Genomic DNA, 17,431 nt, shown 5'->3' with positions numbered 1-17,431 from the left:
CATGTCGATCTCACCGATCCCCAGAGCGGCGATCTCCGACGCCGTCTTTGCGCAGCTCGTCGACGAGATCCTGTCCGGCCGCCTAGCACCGGACGATCCGCTGCCGGCCGAGCGCGATCTCGCCGAGTCTTTCGAGGTCAACCGGCATGCCGTGCGCGAGGCGCTGAAGCGGGTCCAGCAGTCCGGGCTGATCCGGATCGCGCAAGGCGGTAAGACGCGGGTTCTCGACTGGCGGGAAAACGCCGGTCTCGACTTACTCGTCGAACTGACCAGGACCGGGGCCGTGCCCCCACGTCGGCTACTCCGCGATATCGCGGAAATGCGCTGCTCGGTAGGCACCGACGCGGCACGACTGTGCGCGCTGCGCGCGACCGACGAACAGCTGGCACGCGTCTCGGCAATCGCCGCACAGCGGCGCGGCGCAGACGCTCCGTTCGCCGAACTTCTCCTCGCCGACGGCGTCCTGTGGACCGCGATCATCGACGGTTCCGGCAACCTCGCCTACCGCCTCGGCCTCAACACGATCATCGAGTGCATCGCCGCGATCGGCGGGCACCATCTGATCGGCTATCCCGCCGAACTCGCAGACCGCGAAGCGCACCTGGAACTCGCTGCGCGGATCGCCGATCGCGACTCGGTCGCAGCACGCGACCTCGCGCAACAACTACTGGGCCGCGTCGTCGACGCGCTGAACGACTGAAGGACCGCTCATGTTCGACCTGATTCTGCATGCCATACCGGTGTTCATCCTGTGCCTCGTCCTCGAAGCGGCCTCGTTCAAGTTTCTGCCCGACGACGACGAGAAGGGCTACGAGCTCCGCGATTCGGCAACCAGCCTGTCGATGGGTCTCGGCAACGTCTTCATCAACATCGGCTGGAAACTTGCCGTCCTCGCCGCCTATGCAGCGCTGTATTCGATTGCGCCGGTTCACCTCTCATCGACCAACCCCCTGGTATGGGTGGCGTTGTTCTTCGCCGAGGACCTCGCCTATTACTGGTTCCACCGGCTGCACCACGAGGTCCGCGTGCTGTGGGGATCGCACGTCGTCCACCATTCGAGCCAGTTCTACAACCTCACGACGGCTCTGCGGCAAACGTGGACACCCTGGACCGCACTGCCGTTCTGGCTACCGCTCGCACTACTCGGATTCTCGCCGTGGATGATCCTATTGCAGCAATCGATCAGCCTGCTGTACCAGTTCTTCCTGCACACCGAACGGGTCGGCAAGCTGCCGCGGCCAATCGAATTCGTGTTCAACACACCATCGCACCACCGGGTCCACCACGGTTCCAATGCCGAATACCTCGACCGCAACTACGGCGGGATCTTGATCATCTGGGATCGGCTATTCGGATCGTTCGAGCCCGAGGGCGAACGAGTGCGCTACGGCCTCACGAAGAACATTCGAACGCACAATCCGGTGACGGTTGCGTTCGGCGAATATCACGCGATGTGGCACGACGTGCGGACCGCACAGTCCTGGCGCGAACGGTTCGGTTACCTCTTCCGTGGGCCGGGGTGGTCGCCGGCTGGGTGACCACCCCGGGACACGACTACGGAGAAGTGATTGCGGCGCTCATGACGCGGACGGCCGAGACCAGTCCGTCGATCAGATCGCCGTCACGGAACGCCGAGATCGCTGCGGTGACACCGAGTTGCGCAACCCGGGTGTTCGCGCGGTCGGCAACATCCCTCCCGGTCCGGACCTCGACTGCCTTGTCGTTGGGCGACACGGCGATCAATATCGAACGCGCAGCCTCCGGAGTTCCCGGAAACAGTTCGTCCGCCCCGGTACCGGTGTCGCTACCGAGATCGCCGACGTAGATGTTGAAGCGGATCTTGGTGCTGCGAGTGGCCGCGGTGAGCGCGTCGTCCAGCCGAATCAGTTCCCGTTCCGTGAAGGGCGGTTCGGCAAATTCCTTACCCGCCTCGTGCACGGCCGATACGCGACCGCTGGACGTCAGTACCGAACCAAACGGCAACTGCGACTCGATGACTGCCGGGTACCGATTGCTACCACTTGCCATGTGCCGAACCTCCGATCAGATCCTCGGCCATGCCAGCGGAATGCCCGTGGTGGCCATGCGTAGTTACTTCGTCGGTGGCGCTCCACAAGACAGGCTCGCGAGTCCAGCGATCACCGAGGGAGAAGTGAGCCGGGTGTGTCCCCGCGATCGGCCTGCTCAGCAAGAAGCAGGCCGACGCGATGATGGCGGTCACCACGGCCGGGATGCCAACGTAGATCAGCGATGTTTCGAGAATGCTCACATGCCAAAGGTAGTCGAGGCGACCAAGATCGGGACACTCAACGCCCCTATTTCATCTGCTACGCCTACGCCGCGCCCTCACCGAGATACCGCAACCAGGTCGGATCCAGCTCTTTCGTGGTCGCGAGCAACCGCCAATGCGGTCCCTTCGGCGGCACGAGCGCTGCGCGCAGCGTCCAACCCAACTCGGTCAGCAGCTTGTCTGCCTTGCGGTGATTGCACGGCGCGCAGCTTGCGACGCAGTTCTCCCACGTGTGCTCACCACCGCGGCTGCGTGGCACCACGTGGTCGATCGTTTCGGCCTTGCCGCCGCAATAGGCGCAGCGAAATCGGTCCCGATGCATCAGTGCGGCCCGCGTCATCGGAATCCGCGCACGGTACGGAACCCGGACGTAGTTTCGAAGCCGGATCACGGACGGCACCGCGACCGAGCGATCTGCAGAATGAATCACCGGACCACCCGGATCTTCGTGAACAGGAAGAGCCTTGTCGCAGACGAGCAGAACGACTGCGCGACGAACAGGCAATGCGGTCAGCGGCTCGTAGGTGGCATTCAGAAGCAGCACCCGGCGCTTGACCCAGGCAGGGACCGCATCGTCGTTCAGGCCAGGCGGCTCGACTGCATGCGGACTTTCGGAGAGAACGTGGAGAACAGGGGCCCCCGACGCCGCACTGGGCACGTCGGTGGGCACGAGTTGTCGATGCGCTCGGGCATCATGTCGGTGCTTCATACGGCCTCCGAATGCGCAGCAAGGTGGGCTGATGGAGAGTGCCACCAGTGCATCACGGATGGTCGAGATATGCACGCCGATTTGCTACAAAGTCGCAGTACATCGGAGTGAACAAACTGTTACGAAGGACTGCTGTTCGGCCGGTGCCGCAGCGCCAGGCACAATGGATACGAGGCGACGGGAGGTGGAGCACGCAGATGACAAGCGCAGAAACGTTCTACGACGCCGTCGGGGGTGCAGAAACATTTCGCCGCATCGTTGCGCGCTTCTACCGCGAAGTCGCGGCCGACGAGATCCTCCGACCGCTGTATCCCGAGGAAGATCTCGGGCCCGCTGAGCGGCGCTTCCGAATGTTCCTCGAGCAATACTGGGGCGGTCCCAGGACGTACTCCGACGAGCGCGGCCACCCCCGGTTACGGATGCGCCACATGCCGTTCACGATCGGCCCATTCGAGCGCGATGCGTGGCTGCGCTGCATGTATGTGGCTATAGCATCGATCGATTCGCAGACGCTCGACGACGAACATCGCAAGGCTTTCACGGAGTACATCGACATGGCGGCGCACGCGATGTTGAACTCCGCGATCTGAGCCGACTCCCCCGAATGTCGCGGGCATCACATTCGTTTGGCACGATGTGCGCTTGTGGACGAAGTAGAGAACGCACCGGCCGCCGTCAAGGCTTCTGCTCACTGGTGGCAGAAGTCGGTGTTCTACCAGGTCTATCCGCGTTCGTTCGCCGACTCCAACGGCGACGGGATCGGCGACCTCGAGGGCATTCGGGAGAAACTGGGTTACCTCGAGCTGCTCGGCGTCGACGCGATCTGGCTCTGCCCGGTCATGCGGTCACCCATGGCCGACGGCGGGTACGACGTCTCCGATCCGCGTGATATCGACCCGATGTTCGGCGGGGTGGAAGCCTTGGACGGACTGGTCACCGAAGCACACGCGCGCCGGATGCGCGTGATCATGGATGTCGTCCCGAATCATACGAGCGACCAGCACGTATGGTTTCAAGAAGCCCTCACGGCAGCGCCGGGCAGCCCAGCGCGTGGCCGGTACATCTTTCGGGAGGGTCGGGGTGCAGACGGCGCCGAGCCGCCCAACAACTGGCCCAGCATCTTCGGCGGACCGGCGTGGACCCGGATCACCGAACCCGACGGCACCCCCGGCCAGTGGTACCTCCACATCTTCGCGACCGAGCAGCCCGACCTGAACTGGGACAACCCCGAGGTCTTCGACGACCTCGCCGCGACACTGCGGTTCTGGCTCGACCGAGGCGTCGACGGATTCCGGATCGACGTGGCACACGGTATGGCGAAACCTGCGGAGCTACCCGACATGTCACTCGCCAATAACAGGCTTTTGGCGAACAACGACGACGACCTGCGGTTCAACAACGCTGGGGTCCACGAGATCCACCGCAGGATCCGGAAGGTTCTGGAGGAGTATCCGGACGCGGTCGCCGTCGGCGAAGTGTGGGTCGACGACAACGAGCGGTTCGGCGAGTACGTCCGCCCCGACGAACTCCACCTTGCATTCAATTTCCGGCTCGCCGAAGTGGAGTTCGCAGCCGAAGCCGTCCGTGAGGCCGTCGAGAACTCGATGTCCGCGGTAGCGACGGTCGGCGGCACTCCGACGTGGACACTCTCCAACCACGATGTGGCGCGCGAGGTTACGCGTTACGGCGGCGGCACGGTCGGCGTCGACCGTGCCCGCGCCATGGCACTGGTCGAGCTCTCGTTGCCCGGTGTCACGTTCATCTACAACGGCTCCGAACTAGGCTTGCCGAACGTCGACGACCTACCCGACTCGGCATTGCAGGACCCGGTCTGGGAACGCTCCGGTCGCACCGAGCGTGGCCGCGACGGTTGCCGCGTCCCGCTGCCATGGGAAGGCCGCCAGCCACCGTTCGCCTTCACGACAGGGCAGCCCTGGCTGCCCATTCCGCCTGCGTGGAAATCGTTGACTGTGGAAGCGCAAATCGAGGACTACAACTCCACGTTCTCACTGTTCCGGAAGGCGCTCGAACTGCGCGCGATCCGTCCCGAATTCTCGGGCAACGACATCGACTGGTACGGCAGTCCCAAGGGTTGCCTGGTGTTCCGGCGCACCGGTGGCCTGATTTGCGCGCTCAATACAACAAATGCCGCGATCCCGCTGCCGCCTGGCGAGGTGCTCTTGGCGACGCAACCGATCGAGGGCCGCCAGCTGGCCGCGAATGCCGCTGCCTGGCTCGTTTAGACGCTCAACTTCAGCCCGCCTGTCCGGTGCCTGGTCACCGAGCCGTACCGGGCGTCCAGGCGCACCCATGCTTTGGTCGCCCGGACGCGGACCTTCTCCCCCGGGTTGTCCGGCACGAAACCCATTGCGGTGAGCGCAAATACGACGCGCATAGGGACGCCGAACTGTTCGCCGGGCCCATGCACCTCCAGAACCTCCTGGTCGAGCAACGACGACGGCGGACCGTGCGCACTCCCGTGGTCTTTTGCCAGCTCTGCGCCGCGCTGGGCGAGGTCCAGCAACACGCTTGCCGGGACATCCTCCAGGTGCACGAAACCCGAATCGGGCGGCAAGGCCGTTCGCCAGGACGAATCCATCGAGTAACCGAGGTCGATCGGCGGACCGCTCCGCAAGCTTGCCAGCACCACATCTGCAGCGACGGTCGTGTCCGAGGGTCGTAGCGTCGCGTCGATGACACGAACGGCCAGCACATCGAATCCCGTTGCAGCCCAAGCTGCGACGAGACCGTCAGGCCGCGCCTTCAGACGGATTACCGCTGCCTCGTTGAGCCGCAGCGCGCGGTCGACGAACGCGACGAGGTTCGCGCGTTCGATCGGATCGGGTATGTCGAGCGACCTGTCGTTCACGCCTCCTCAGACCCGGCGCCAGCTGTCGAGATACGCCTTCTCCTCAGGCGTGAATCGTCGCAAACGCTGCGCCTCGATATCGAACGCGGCGATCTGCGTCGACGCCGTCACCGCTGGCTTCGTGTCTTGCGGCGCACCGCCCGGCCGAACTTCGTAGCCGACCGTAAAGTCCACTGCCCGAAGCTTTTCCACCCACATGACAATGTCCAGCGGCGTGTCTTCGTGGTGTAGCTGTCCCCGGTAACTCACATGGAGGTCGACGATCACCGCCCCGTCGCGCAGTGTTTTCGTCGGCCGATCGTCGTAGAACAGCCACGGGATCCGCGCTTCCTCCAGCAGCGTCACCATGCGTGCATGGTTGATGTGTTGGAACGCGTCCATATCGGACCACCGCACCTCGACCTTGGTATGGAAACCCTTCAGCGGGTCGGGTGCTTGTGTCAACGATTTGCCTCCGATTGTGAGCCGACGCCGCTGACCATACTGCGCACCTGCCGGGCCGCCACAGACAGAGTCGCAAGATCATGAGTCCCGGCCTCGAATATCTCCGCAAGCGACGCTCGGGCACGACCGAGCCTGGACTGGTTCGTCGACTCCCAATATTCGATCTTTTCCTGCGGCGACTCGTCCGCTTCACCGCCGACCAGCACGTCGAGCGTGAGTGATCGCAGCGAGCTGTACAGGTCGTCACGCAAGGCGAGCCGCGCGAGTGCATGCCAACGATCGCCGCGGGCCAAACCGCTTACCGCGGTGAGCAACCAGTCCACTCCGAGATACGCGTCGAGGGCGTAGTACAACTCGCCGACCTCGTCGCCGTCCCTATCGGTGATATCGGAAATGTCGAAGATATCCATGAGCGGGAAGAGATCGAGTAGCACCAGGACCTCCTGGGCCAGATCCGCCGGCACCCCACGCTCCGCGATCGCGCGGGCGCGCTCCTCGAGGCTGGTGGCCCGGTGACCTTGCAGCCACCCGGGAACCTTGGGACCCAGCTCCCGAATTGCCCTGCTGAACCGGTTGATCTCGGCGCCGACCGCGATCGGCTGCGGGCGGTTCATCAGCAACCACCGCGATGCCCGGTCGAGGGTCCGCTTCGACTCCAGTTCGAGTTCGTCGGCCAACCGAACGGACATGTCCGCGCTCCGGATTCGCTTCCACAGACTGCGCAGATCGAAGATCTCGACCGCTGCGGCGTACGCGCGCACGGAGTCGGTACTCCGCGCTCCTGCCTCCTCGAAAAGCCTGTACGCGTACGTGATTCCGCCGAAGTCGACAGTCTCGTTCGCGATCATCGTGGTGACGATCTCGCGTCGCAGAGGATGGAGCTTGATCGCTTTTCCGAACCGCTCCTGGAGCGGAATCGGGAAGTACGACGGCAGCCTGCGCGAAAAAACTTCCATGTCGGGAACATCCGACTTCAGCAGATCGTCTTTCATCGCAAGCTTCACGTGCGCCATGAGGTTGGACAGCTCGGGTGACGTCAGTCCCCCGCCCTCCTGCTTGCGGCGGATGATCTCGGCCTCGGACGGCAACGCTTCCAGTTCGCGGTCGAGTGCACGGGTGCGTTCCAGATCAGCGATTACGCGACTGTGCACACTGAGCATCGCGACCGATTCGGCACGCGAAATTCCCATGAGGAAGTTCTGGGAGATGTTGTCGTCCAGTACCAATCGAGCCACTTCGTCGGTCATCGAAGCAAGCAGCGGATTGCGATCCGGTTCCTCGAGATCGCCGCTACTGACCAACCGGTCGAGCATGATCTTGATGTTGACCTCGTGGTCGGAACAGTCGACTCCGGCCGAGTTGTCCAACGCGTCGGTGTTCATCTTGCCGCCGTTGTGGCAGAACTCGATGCGACCGAGCGCTGTCGCACCCAGGTTGCCGCCTTCGCCGATCACCTTCACACGAAGGTCGCTGCCGTTCACACGAACTGGGTCGTTCGCTTTGTCGCCCACGTCCGCATTGGCTTCGGTGCTCGCCTTGATGTAGGTGCCGATGCCGCCGTTCCACAGCAGGTCCACGGGTGCAAGCAAAATCGCCTTGACCAACTCGGGCGGCGACATCGACGTCACGTCGTCGCCGAGCCCGAGTGCAATGCGCACCTGCGGACTGATCGGCACCGACTTGACCGTCTTGTCGTAGATCCCGCCACCCTCGCTGATCAGCGTTTCGTCGTAGTCTGCCCACGACGATCGGGGTAACGCGAACATCCGTTCCCGTTCGGTAAACGACGTCGCCGCAACGGGATTCGGGTCCAGGAAGATGTGCCGATGGTCGAACGCCGCCACGAGCCGGATGTGCGGGCTCAGCAACATGCCGTTGCCGAACACGTCTCCGCTCATGTCACCGACACCGACGACCGTGAACTCCTGAGCTTGCGTGTCCACGTCGATCTCACTGAAGTGTCGCTTGACGCTCTCCCACGCGCCCTTCGCCGTGATTCCCATCGCCTTGTGGTCGTAACCGGCCGACCCGCCCGACGCAAATGCGTCGCCGAGCCAGAATCCGTACTCCTTGGCAACGCCGTTCGCGATGTCGGAGAAGGTCGCGGTCCCCTTGTCCGCCGCGACAACGAGGTAGGTGTCGTCGTCATCGCGACGCACCACGCGCGCCGGCGGCAGGACCTTCCCGGTCACCCGATCCACGTTGTCGGTCACGTCCAGCAGACCGGAAATGAACAACTTGTAGCAAGCGATGCCTTCGTCGCGGAACGCCTGCCGATCGGCCGCGTCGTCGTCCGTCGGACGCGGTGGGTTCTTGACCACGAAGCCGCCCTTGGCGCCGACCGGCACGATGACGGCGTTCTTCACCGCCTGCGCTTTCACCAGGCCGAGGATCTCGGTGCGGAAGTCTTCTTGCCGGTCCGACCAGCGCAACCCGCCACGCGCGACACGGCCGAAGCGTAGGTGCACGCCCTCGACCCGCGGTGAGTACACAAAGACTTCGAATCGCGGCTTGGGCTTGGGTAGTTCGACGATCTCGCGCGGTTCGACCTTGAACGACAGGTATGGCCGCTGAGTGCCCGCGCTGTCGACGACGAAATAGTTCGTGCGCAGAGTTGCCCTGATCAATCCGAGAATCGCGCGGAGAATCCGGTCGGCGTCGAGGCTGACCACCGCGTCGATCTTGGCGCGCAGCTCGTCCTCGAGTTCCTGTGCCCGGTCGGGTGTCGCGTTATCCGGATCGAACAGTGCGACGAACAGCTGCACGAACAGGACAGCCGTTCCCGGATTGGTCAGCAGGACTCGTGCGATATTGGCATGACTGTAGGGAAAACCTGCTTGCCGCAAGTACTTTGCATACGCCCTGAGTACCGCGGCCTCGCGCCATTGCAGGCCCGAGCGCAGCACGAGTTCGTTGAAGCTGTCGGCTTCCGCGAGCCCGTACCAGACGGCTTCGAAGGCGTCGCTGAACCGTTCCTGCAGTTCAGTCACCCGTGCGGTCATCGCTCCGTTCGAGGCGTTGAGCGCATCGTCCATTTCCTGGTCCAACGCTCCGCGCAGGAGTTCGGGCGGCGCGACGATGCCGAAGTCATAGATCCACTGCTCGGAGTCGGCAAGACTGATCCGGTACGGGCGCTCGTCGAGCACCTCGACGCCCAGACTCTGCAATACCGGCAGCACCTGGCTGAGTGACACCCCCGTGCCCCCGATGTAGAGCGAGAACTGCCAATGCCCCTTTTCGGCGTCGTCGTCCCGGTAGAGGTGCAGATCGATCGCACCCTCTTGCAGCCCTTCGAGTCTTTCGATATCCGCCAGCGCGCGGCGTGGTCCGAAATCCTGCTTGTATGCCTCGGGGAATGCGTCCGCGTATTGCTGAGCGAGCGCGGGCAGGACACTCGTGGATTGGGACACTTCGTCGCTCAGGTAGTCGTCCCAGGTCCTGCTGGCTTGCGCGAGCATGTCTTGGATTCGAACCCGCTTTTCCTCGGACATGTCGGTGCTCGCGCCCGCCGTCACGTCGGTACGACGAACCGTGAAGTGCACGTTCGCGAGATCGGATTCGGTGACTCGCGCCGAGTACTCGATCGATGTTCCGCCGAGTTCGCGGACGAGAATGTCCTGCATCGCAAGCCGAACCCGAGTCGTGTACCGATCGCGCGGTAGATAGACGAGACAGGACACGAATCGGCCGTACGCATCTTCGCGCAGAAACAGCCGAACCTGTCGGCGCATACCGACATTGAGGACCGAGCTGGTCGTCTTGAACAGGGTGTCCGCGTCGGAGGAGAAGAGTTCGGTCCGCGGGAACGACTGGATCACTTCGAGCATGGCCTGGCCCGAGAACGAATTGATGTCGAAGCCGGCCCTGTCGATGACCGCCCGCACCCGGCTCGCAATAACGGGGATGTCCAGGACGTTCTCGTGGAGCGCTGTCACCGTGAATACACCGACGAACAGGTGCTCACCGACGACTGCGCCGCTGTCGTCGAACGCGGCGACGCCGACGAAGTACGGATACACGGACCGATGCACAGTCGCCGGTGTCGAGCCTTGCGTGAGAACCAGGAGTGGCCGATCTTCCGATGGCGGCGGAATCGGAATGTCGACGTGGGTTCGGTCGAGCACACCCGCCCGCAGAACACCCAGTTGTGTGCCTTCGACCGCGTGCGCGTGGGAGCGGTCGGACTTGTTCCGCTCGTAGCGGCTGTACCCGAGCACCGTGTAATGGCCTTCGGCCAACCACCGCAGGAGGTTCGCACAATCGGTCAGGTCGTCGGCGCTGTAGTGCGACTCACCTGCCGCCGCGGCGCTGTCCAATTTTTCGGCGAGTTGACGGTGCACACCGCGCATCGCGTCCGTGTCATCGACAACCTGGCGGACATCTGCCAGCACATCCGGCACGACTTCCGCGATCCTGTCGAGCAGCGCCGGATCCGTCGAGGGGTGCAGTTGTACGTGCATCCATGATTCACGGAGCCGACCGTCGTCCTCTGTGTTGTCGACGTCATGAGGTAGCACGCGAACAAGGCGGTTCTTATCGTCACGCCAGACATCGAAGATCGGATGAATGACTTCGCTGAGGCTGACGCCGTGGCGACCGAGCATCGATGTGATCGACTCGACGAGCAGCGGCATGTCGTCGTTCACGATTTGCACCGCTGCGCCCAACCCGTATTCGTCGTCGGGTCGGTACACGCGGGAGATCGCTTGTCCCGGAGTGCGTTCCATCGCCATATCGAGGTGACGTGCAAAAACTTTCGCCGACGAACCAACGATCGCGCAGTCCGCGTCACCCGCATCGACGTGTCTGAAATATGCGCCTTCGAGGGATTCGATCTCGGACCGTACTCCGTCAGGTAGCTTGGCCGCCCACTCGGAGTCGATCAAATCTGGCGAAGCTGTCATCGCGGCCCACTTTCGGTCAGTCCCTCACCCAGCGCTCGTTTCGAGCGTAGTCGCGGCGTCCGCGAAACGCGCCGGAAACACTTGGCGCGCATATCGCGATGCGCGGCGCTGCGCCGCCGACCGGTCATCCGGGGTGCCGTCGACTGCAGACCGGGGTTTCGACACGGGCGACAGGCGACGAACAGTTTTCGGCGGTGATCACGTCGAGGTCGCCGGTGATGCGGGCGCGGCCGTTGACCCCGGACACCGAACCCGTCGCCGAGGACGTCGACCGCAACTGGTGGGACCTGAGCCGGTTACGCCCCGGCCGGATTCGGCGAACCAGCGCGACGTCGACGCCTCCCCCAACCCGCGAGCCTCGATCTGGGCGAGCACCGCCAAGGCCGGAAAGCTGCGCGAACCCGCGCTGCGACGGCGTCAGCCCGTGACCTCACAACCCTGCAGCGAGCCCCAACTGTTTCCGGCCCGCTAAGGCTGGTTGGAGAACTTCTCCAACGCCGACCGCTCGGCGTCGGAGAGTGGCCGCGACGTCTGGTCTTCGGTGTCCCAGCCGACCATCACGGCAGATCCGACCGCACACACCTCGCCGGTGGCGTCGCGCATCGTGTGCCGCAGTGAGTACGACGTCGTGCCGATGTGCAGGACCACCGTTTCGATGTCGAGCGGACCGGCATCTACGAGAACGGGGCGTAAGTAGTCCATGTCGGCGCGCCGCAATACGACTGCGCGGCGTCCGCGCTCCCCGGCGAAGACAGCTTCTTGGTAGAACCTGACCCGCGCTTCCATCGCGTACTCGAAGTATTTGGTGTTGTTCACGTGCCCGAGCAGATCGAGGTCCGCCCAGCGGACCTCGACCTGGCAGGTGAACGACTTACCAGCTGACCTGTCTGCCACTGCGACTAGCTTCGCGTCAACTTGCGATGCGTGACGCGATGCGGGCGTGCAGCTTCGAGGCCGAGACGCTGAATCTTGTTCTCCTCGTACCCCTGGAAGTTGCCTTCGAACCAGAACCACTTGGCGTCGTTGTCGTTGTCGCCCTCCCACGCCAGGATGTGCGTGCAGGTGCGGTCGAGGAACCAGCGATCGTGCGAAATGACTACGGCGCACCCTGGAAAGTTCTCGAGCGCGTTCTCCAGCGATCCGAGCGTTTCGACGTCGAGGTCGTTGGTCGGCTCGTCGAGCAGGATCAGGTTTCCACCCTGCTTGAGCGTCATCGCCAGGTTCAGTCGGTTGCGCTCACCACCGGACAGAACGCCTGCCGGCTTTTGCTGGTCCGGTCCCTTGAAACCGAACGCGCTGACGTACGCGCGCGACGGCATCTCCTGCTGCCCGACGTGGATGTAATCGAGGCCATCGGAAACGACTTGCCAGACGTTCTTCTTCGGATCGATTCCCGAACGGTTCTGGTCGACGTAGCTCAGCTTGACCGTCTCACCGACCTTCACCTCGCCGCTGTCCGGCTCTTCGAGACCCACGATGGTTTTGAACAGCGTCGTCTTACCGACACCGTTGGGCCCGATCACGCCGACAATGCCGTTGCGCGGCAAGGTGAACGACAGGTCCTTGATGAGGGTGCGGCCGTTGAAGCCCTTGTCGAGATGCTGCACGTCGACGACCACACTGCCCAACCGCGGCCCAGCGGGGATCTGGATCTCCTCGAAGTCGAGCTTCTTGCTCTTCTCGGCTTCGATGGCCATCTCTTCGTACCTGCCGAGTCTGGCCTTGCTCTTCGCCTGCCGGGCCTTCGCGCCCGAACGAACCCACGCGAGCTCGTCTTTGAGGCGTTTCTGCAGCTTCTGGTCCTTCTTGCCCTGGACTTCGAGGCGCTCGGCCTTCTTCTCGAGGTAGGTCGAGTAGTTGCCTTCGTACGGGAATGCGCGCCCGCGGTCGAGTTCGAGGATCCACTGCGCGACGTTGTCGAGGAAGTACCGGTCGTGAGTGACCGCCAGAACCGCTCCGGCGTACGACGCCAAGTGCTGTTCCAGCCAGTTGACGCTCTCCGCGTCCAGGTGGTTGGTGGGCTCGTCGAGCAGCAGTAGGTCGGGCTTGCTGAGGAGCAGCTTGCACAGCGCGACGCGGCGGCGTTCACCACCGGAAAGATGTGTCACCGGCTCTTCCGGGGGCGGACAACGCAGCGCGTCCATCGCCTGTTCCAGCTGCGAGTCGACGTCCCACGCATCGGCGTGGTCGAGGTCTTCCTGGAGGCGGCCCATCTCGTCCATCAGCTCGTCCGAGTACTCGGTCGCCATAAGCTCGGCGATCTCGTTGAACCTATCGAGCTTGACCTTGATTTCGCCGAGGCCCTCCTCGACGTTGCCGCGAACGGTCTTCTCCTCGTTCAGGTGCGGCTCCTGCATCAGGATTCCGACGGTGGCGCCATTCGCGAGGAATGCCTCGCCGTTGTTCGGCTGATCCAAGCCCGCCATGATCTTCAAGACGCTCGACTTGCCGGCACCATTAGGCCCGACGACGCCGATTTTGGCACCGGGGAGGAAGTTCAACGTGACGTTGTCGAGTACGACCTTGTCGCCGTGCGCCTTACGCACCTTAAGCATCTGGTAAATGAACTCAGCCATGCCGCCCACCCTATCGGTGCGACCGACTCCGGATGAAACTCCGGGCGCCCCCGCGACCTGCTAACCAGCGTCGGTGCACCAACTCCCGGTTTCCGGCACCGCGCCGTCGACCAGATATGCATCGACCGTGTCCACGATGCACTGATTCCGGTCGCTCCCATACGCGCCGTGGCCGTCGCCGTCGTAGGTGACGAGAACCCCTGACTGCAGTTGCTCGGCAAGGCCTTCGGCCCACCGATACGGCGTCGCCGGATCCCGCGTCGTGCCGACAACCACGATCGGCGGAGCGCCTGGCGCCTGGATCTCATGCGGTTCGCCCTTCGCCGCCGGCATTCCCGTGCACGTCGCCGACCACGCGAAAAGCGGTGCGAAGATCGGTGAAAGCTCCCGCAATTCCGGCAGTGCATCGGCGACCTCGTCGACCGCAAATTCGGGTGGACCATCAAGACAATCGACGATCCCGACAACATCCCCGAGACTGCTGTAGTGGCCGTTCTCGTCACGACCGCTTATGGCATCGCTCAAGGCCAAGAACAACTCGCCGTCTCCCGCCTGCGCGTCGGCGATTGCCGTTCGCAGAACAGACCAGAGTTCTGGCGCGAACAGTGCGACGGCGAACCCGTTCAGAAGTGTCGATTCGCTCGTTTTCCGATCGCCGTCGCCGGGGAGCGGCGTACGGTCCGTCTTTGCAACGAGGTCGACGAGCAACTGTTGTGCAACGACGGGATCTGCGCCGACCGGACAATCGGCTTGCGTCACGCAATCTGCGACGAACGAATCGAGCGCCAACTGAAAGCTCGCCGATTTCGTCGCGGTGTAGCCGGGTGCGAATGGCCATTCCCGCGGGTCGGTGGCACCGTCGAGCACGAACCGTCCAACCTTGTCGACGAAATGTTCCGCGTAGATGGCGCCGAGGTAGGTCCCATACGACACACCGAGGTAGCTCAGCTTCTCTTCGCCTAGTGCGGCGCGCAGTATGTCGAGATCGCGCGCGACCTCGACCGTCGACATGTGGTCGAGCAGTCCGTCAGGGCTGTTTGCACGGCACGCGGCCGCCGTCTTTTCGGAATGAGCAACGAGCGCCTCGACCTCAGCAGCGGTTTCGGGAGTGGGGTCGACCGACGCCGCCGCGTCGATTTCCTCGTCGGACAGGCATTCGACGGCGGTGCTCTCACCAACTCCGCGCGGATCGAAGCCGACGAGGTCATAGCGCTGGTTGACCGTCGGCGAAAAGAGGATGTCCGACGTCATCGCCACTGCCTCGACGCCTGATGCGCCCGGTCCACCGGGGTTGTAGACGAGTGTCCCGACGCGGATGTCCGGGTCATCGGCGGGCTTGCGGACGACCGCGATCTCAATCGTCCTCTCTCCCGGATCTGCGTAGTCGAGTGGAACCGCCAGACGACCGCATTCCTTGCCGTCGTGGCACTCCGACCAGGAAATGGTCTGCCCGTAGAACGTCTGCAAATCGGTGGCCTCCGGAATCGCGCGCCCAGACTCGACCGCGTGAGCCGCGCAGCCAGCTATCGCCATGGTCGCCACCAGAACAGAGACACCTGTTCGCGATCTCGCTGCCGCCACGTCGTCTCCATCCGTCCGCTAACCGACTCGCAACCCCTTGTGCGATTCGATCTTCTGCCGTCCGATCCTTCGTCGATAGCAACCCAAGGGGTGGACAGTTCACCCCGAGGTTCCGAACCGCGAGCCGAGCAACACACTTTCGGCCAGGCCTTTCCACGCCCGCAGATGTGGATCGCGCGTCGCATCCCGCTGTTCCAGCGCATAGGTCATGGCAACGCCGCGCATGCTCGTGTTCAGCAGTTCGCGCATCTCGCTGTAGCCCTCGACTTCCGCTAGATCAGCGCCGAAAAAGGTGTCGGTCGATTCACGGACCATGCGGCCGAGGTCACGCTCGAGCGGAAGCAGAGCGGCGCGGAGGTCGTCGTGTGCCCTCGAAGCAAGCCACAGTTCCATCGAGGCCCAGAAGTACGGCTGCTGATAAGTCGCCCACATCGTGTCGACGGCCGCCGAAATACGATCGGCGGCGCCGATCGGCCAATCTGACCGATCGCTGAGCGTTCGGAACCGCGTAGCAGCGAGGTGATGGACCGCCGCAATCAGCAGTTCATCACGGGACTGGAAGTAGTTGAGCAACTTCCCTCGCGAAACGCCGGCCTCTTGCTGAATCCGGACAGTCGATGCCCCCGAGTAGCCATCCTTGATCAGCACCGTGACTGCGGCATCCAGAATCTGCTTCTTCGCGACGCGACTGCGCTCTTGCTCCCCGCGCCGCCGCACATCGGACTCCCCGGTCACATCAGCCCGTGACGTCGCGACCGATGAGCTGGCGAGCAATGACCCATTGCTGCAATTCGTTTGCCCCCTCGAAGATTTCAAGAATCTTGGCGTCCCGGTAGAGCTCCTCGAGCCGCACAGACTCGCCCGTTTCGGATACTTGCCGAGCAAACCCGTAGCCGCCGTGAATCTGGAGTGCGTCCCTGACCGTATCGACGGCAACCCGAGTACCGAAGGCTTTCGCCATCGCGGCTTCCGGTTCCGCGGCCCGATCGCCTCGATCCAGCCGGACGGCTGCCTTCTGGTAAAGCGAACGGGCACATTCGATTTCGGTCGCGCGCTCAGCCATTTTGAACTGCCAGTACTGCATCTTTCCTAGCGGGCCGCCGAAGAGCTGCCGTGTTCGCAATCGATGGACCGCGAGGTCGACGGCCGCCTGGGCAACACCGACTCCGGCTGCACCGATCCCGATCCGACCCCTGGTCAAACACGAAATGGCCACTGACAGACCCGATCCCACCTGCCCGAGAACATTTTCGCGCGGCACGAATACGTCGTCGAGGACGATGTCCGCGGTGACCTGGCCACGGTGGCCCATCTTCAGGTCGGGCGACCCGATCCGAACACCGGGCGACCTCTTCAGATCGACCAGTAGCATCGTCATCCGGTCATCCGTCCGGCACAGGATTGCCGCCCACGTCGCGACGACGCTGTTGGTGATCCAGCGCTTCCGGCCGCTCACCCGAAATCCGCCGTCCACCTCGACGGCGACAGTCTGCATGACATCGACCGAAAGATCGCTGCTCGCATCGGGTTCCGTCGTCGCAAACGAGAATGCCTCGTCGCCCGACGTCAACGCGGGTAGCAATCGGGCACGCAACGGCGGCGCCGCGAACGACAGCGCCTGGGGAACCAGAATGCACTGACCGTCGTAGACGCCGGCCATACTCGACGACTCGTAGGCAATTTCCTCGGTCACCGTGCAGGTGCCCAGCATCGGGTACTCGAGCCCGCGGCCGAACTCGGCATCGAACGGAACGGTGAACATCCCGGCCTGCGCCAGGCCGCGGAATGCCTCCCACGGAAAGCTGTCGACCGACTCTTCGCGCTGACCGATGACACGGGCGTAGGGGGCCAACTTCTCGCGAACCGCCTGGCGCGCCTCGGCGCGCAAGGCGACCGTCTCGGCCGGTAGCCACACATCATGCGACATGCGGTCTTGGGTTCGGTCGACCTCTGTCGCCGCAACATCATCCAGTACTGACATCTTCGACCATTCCTCTCGCAGCGATTGCGTTGCCGAGCGTATCCGCGATGTCACTATTCAGTCAAGACTGACTGAAT

At 63.5% G+C, this 17,431-nt stretch carries 15 protein-coding genes; 4 read left to right on the top strand and 11 right to left on the bottom strand.

Features of this window, described 5'->3' with window-relative positions; all coding sequences use genetic code 11:
• Position 1 precedes the first annotated feature (1 nt).
• Entirely contained in the window at positions 2-700 is a 699-nt protein-coding gene (locus JGU72_RS19010; RefSeq protein ID WP_199685577.1) for a FadR/GntR family transcriptional regulator, read from the top strand.
• A 10-nt stretch (positions 701-710) separates the two neighbouring features.
• Positions 711-1,538 carry a sterol desaturase family protein gene (locus JGU72_RS19005; RefSeq protein ID WP_199685576.1) on the top strand — a complete coding sequence of 276 codons (828 nt, stop codon included), beginning with the start codon at positions 711-713 and terminating at the stop codon, positions 1,536-1,538.
• 16 nt (positions 1,539-1,554) lie between these two features.
• Here the strand turns inward: JGU72_RS19005 and JGU72_RS19000 are convergent, their stop codons facing one another.
• From JGU72_RS19000 to JGU72_RS18990, 3 genes are all read right to left on the bottom strand, one after another.
• Positions 1,555-2,028, bottom strand: coding sequence for a DUF5130 domain-containing protein (locus tag JGU72_RS19000; protein WP_199685575.1), 474 nt, complete (start codon positions 2,026-2,028; stop codon positions 1,555-1,557).
• Positions 2,015-2,269 carry an aa3-type cytochrome oxidase subunit CtaJ gene (gene ctaJ, locus JGU72_RS18995; protein ID WP_199685574.1) on the bottom strand — a complete coding sequence of 85 codons (255 nt, stop codon included), beginning with the start codon at positions 2,267-2,269 and terminating at the stop codon, positions 2,015-2,017. The genes JGU72_RS19000 and ctaJ overlap by 14 nt, the downstream gene beginning before the upstream one ends.
• Positions 2,270-2,333: 64 nt before the next feature.
• Positions 2,334-2,999, bottom strand: a complete 666-nt coding sequence (locus JGU72_RS18990; protein WP_199685573.1) for an HNH endonuclease — start codon at positions 2,997-2,999, stop codon at positions 2,334-2,336.
• 197 nt (positions 3,000-3,196) lie between these two features.
• Between JGU72_RS18990 and JGU72_RS18985 the strand changes: the two genes are divergently transcribed.
• Together JGU72_RS18985 and JGU72_RS18980 are read left to right on the top strand one after the other, a co-directional pair.
• Positions 3,197-3,589: a globin gene (locus JGU72_RS18985; protein ID WP_199685572.1), complete on the top strand. Its 393-nt coding sequence runs from the start codon at positions 3,197-3,199 to the stop codon at positions 3,587-3,589.
• A 54-nt stretch (positions 3,590-3,643) separates the two neighbouring features.
• On the top strand, positions 3,644-5,242 hold the full coding sequence (locus JGU72_RS18980) for a glycoside hydrolase family 13 protein (RefSeq protein WP_199685571.1): 1,599 nt from the start codon (positions 3,644-3,646) through the stop codon (positions 5,240-5,242).
• Here JGU72_RS18980 and JGU72_RS18975 read toward each other — a convergent pair.
• From JGU72_RS18975 to JGU72_RS18940, 8 genes are all read right to left on the bottom strand, one after another.
• On the bottom strand, positions 5,239-5,868 hold the full coding sequence (locus JGU72_RS18975; RefSeq protein WP_199685570.1) for a hypothetical protein: 630 nt from the start codon (positions 5,866-5,868) through the stop codon (positions 5,239-5,241). The two genes, JGU72_RS18980 and JGU72_RS18975, sit on opposite strands and share 4 nt — an antisense overlap.
• A 6-nt stretch (positions 5,869-5,874) precedes the next feature.
• Positions 5,875-6,312, bottom strand: a complete 438-nt coding sequence (locus tag JGU72_RS18970; protein ID WP_267909244.1) for an acyl-CoA thioesterase — start codon at positions 6,310-6,312, stop codon at positions 5,875-5,877.
• Positions 6,309-11,216 carry an NAD-glutamate dehydrogenase gene (locus JGU72_RS18965; protein ID WP_199685569.1) on the bottom strand — a complete coding sequence of 1,636 codons (4,908 nt, stop codon included), beginning with the start codon at positions 11,214-11,216 and terminating at the stop codon, positions 6,309-6,311. The genes JGU72_RS18970 and JGU72_RS18965 overlap by 4 nt, the downstream gene beginning before the upstream one ends.
• 468 nt (positions 11,217-11,684) lie before the next feature.
• The gene (locus JGU72_RS18960) at positions 11,685-12,110 is read right to left on the bottom strand and encodes an acyl-CoA thioesterase (RefSeq protein ID WP_199685568.1); all 426 of its coding nucleotides are present in this window, start codon (positions 12,108-12,110) and stop codon (positions 11,685-11,687) included.
• A 5-nt stretch (positions 12,111-12,115) separates the two neighbouring features.
• Entirely contained in the window at positions 12,116-13,792 is a 1,677-nt protein-coding gene (gene ettA, locus JGU72_RS18955; protein ID WP_199685567.1) for an energy-dependent translational throttle protein EttA, read from the bottom strand.
• A 60-nt stretch (positions 13,793-13,852) separates the two neighbouring features.
• Complete coding sequence (locus JGU72_RS18950) at positions 13,853-15,325, bottom strand: alpha/beta hydrolase (protein ID WP_233532691.1); 1,473 nt, start codon at positions 15,323-15,325, stop codon at positions 13,853-13,855.
• A 147-nt stretch (positions 15,326-15,472) separates the two neighbouring features.
• The gene (locus JGU72_RS18945; protein WP_199685565.1) at positions 15,473-16,108 is read right to left on the bottom strand and encodes a TetR/AcrR family transcriptional regulator; all 636 of its coding nucleotides are present in this window, start codon (positions 16,106-16,108) and stop codon (positions 15,473-15,475) included.
• 1 nt (position 16,109) lies between these two features.
• Positions 16,110-17,354, bottom strand: coding sequence for an acyl-CoA dehydrogenase family protein (locus tag JGU72_RS18940; RefSeq protein WP_233532690.1), 1,245 nt, complete (start codon positions 17,352-17,354; stop codon positions 16,110-16,112).
• Positions 17,355-17,431 lie beyond the last annotated feature (77 nt).

The organism is Antrihabitans auranticaus, assembly GCF_016481275.1.
Classification (GTDB): domain Bacteria; phylum Actinomycetota; class Actinomycetes; order Mycobacteriales; family Mycobacteriaceae; genus Antrihabitans.
Note: the sequence above shows the minus strand (reverse complement) of the source record. Positions and strands in the feature narration are given on the sequence as shown.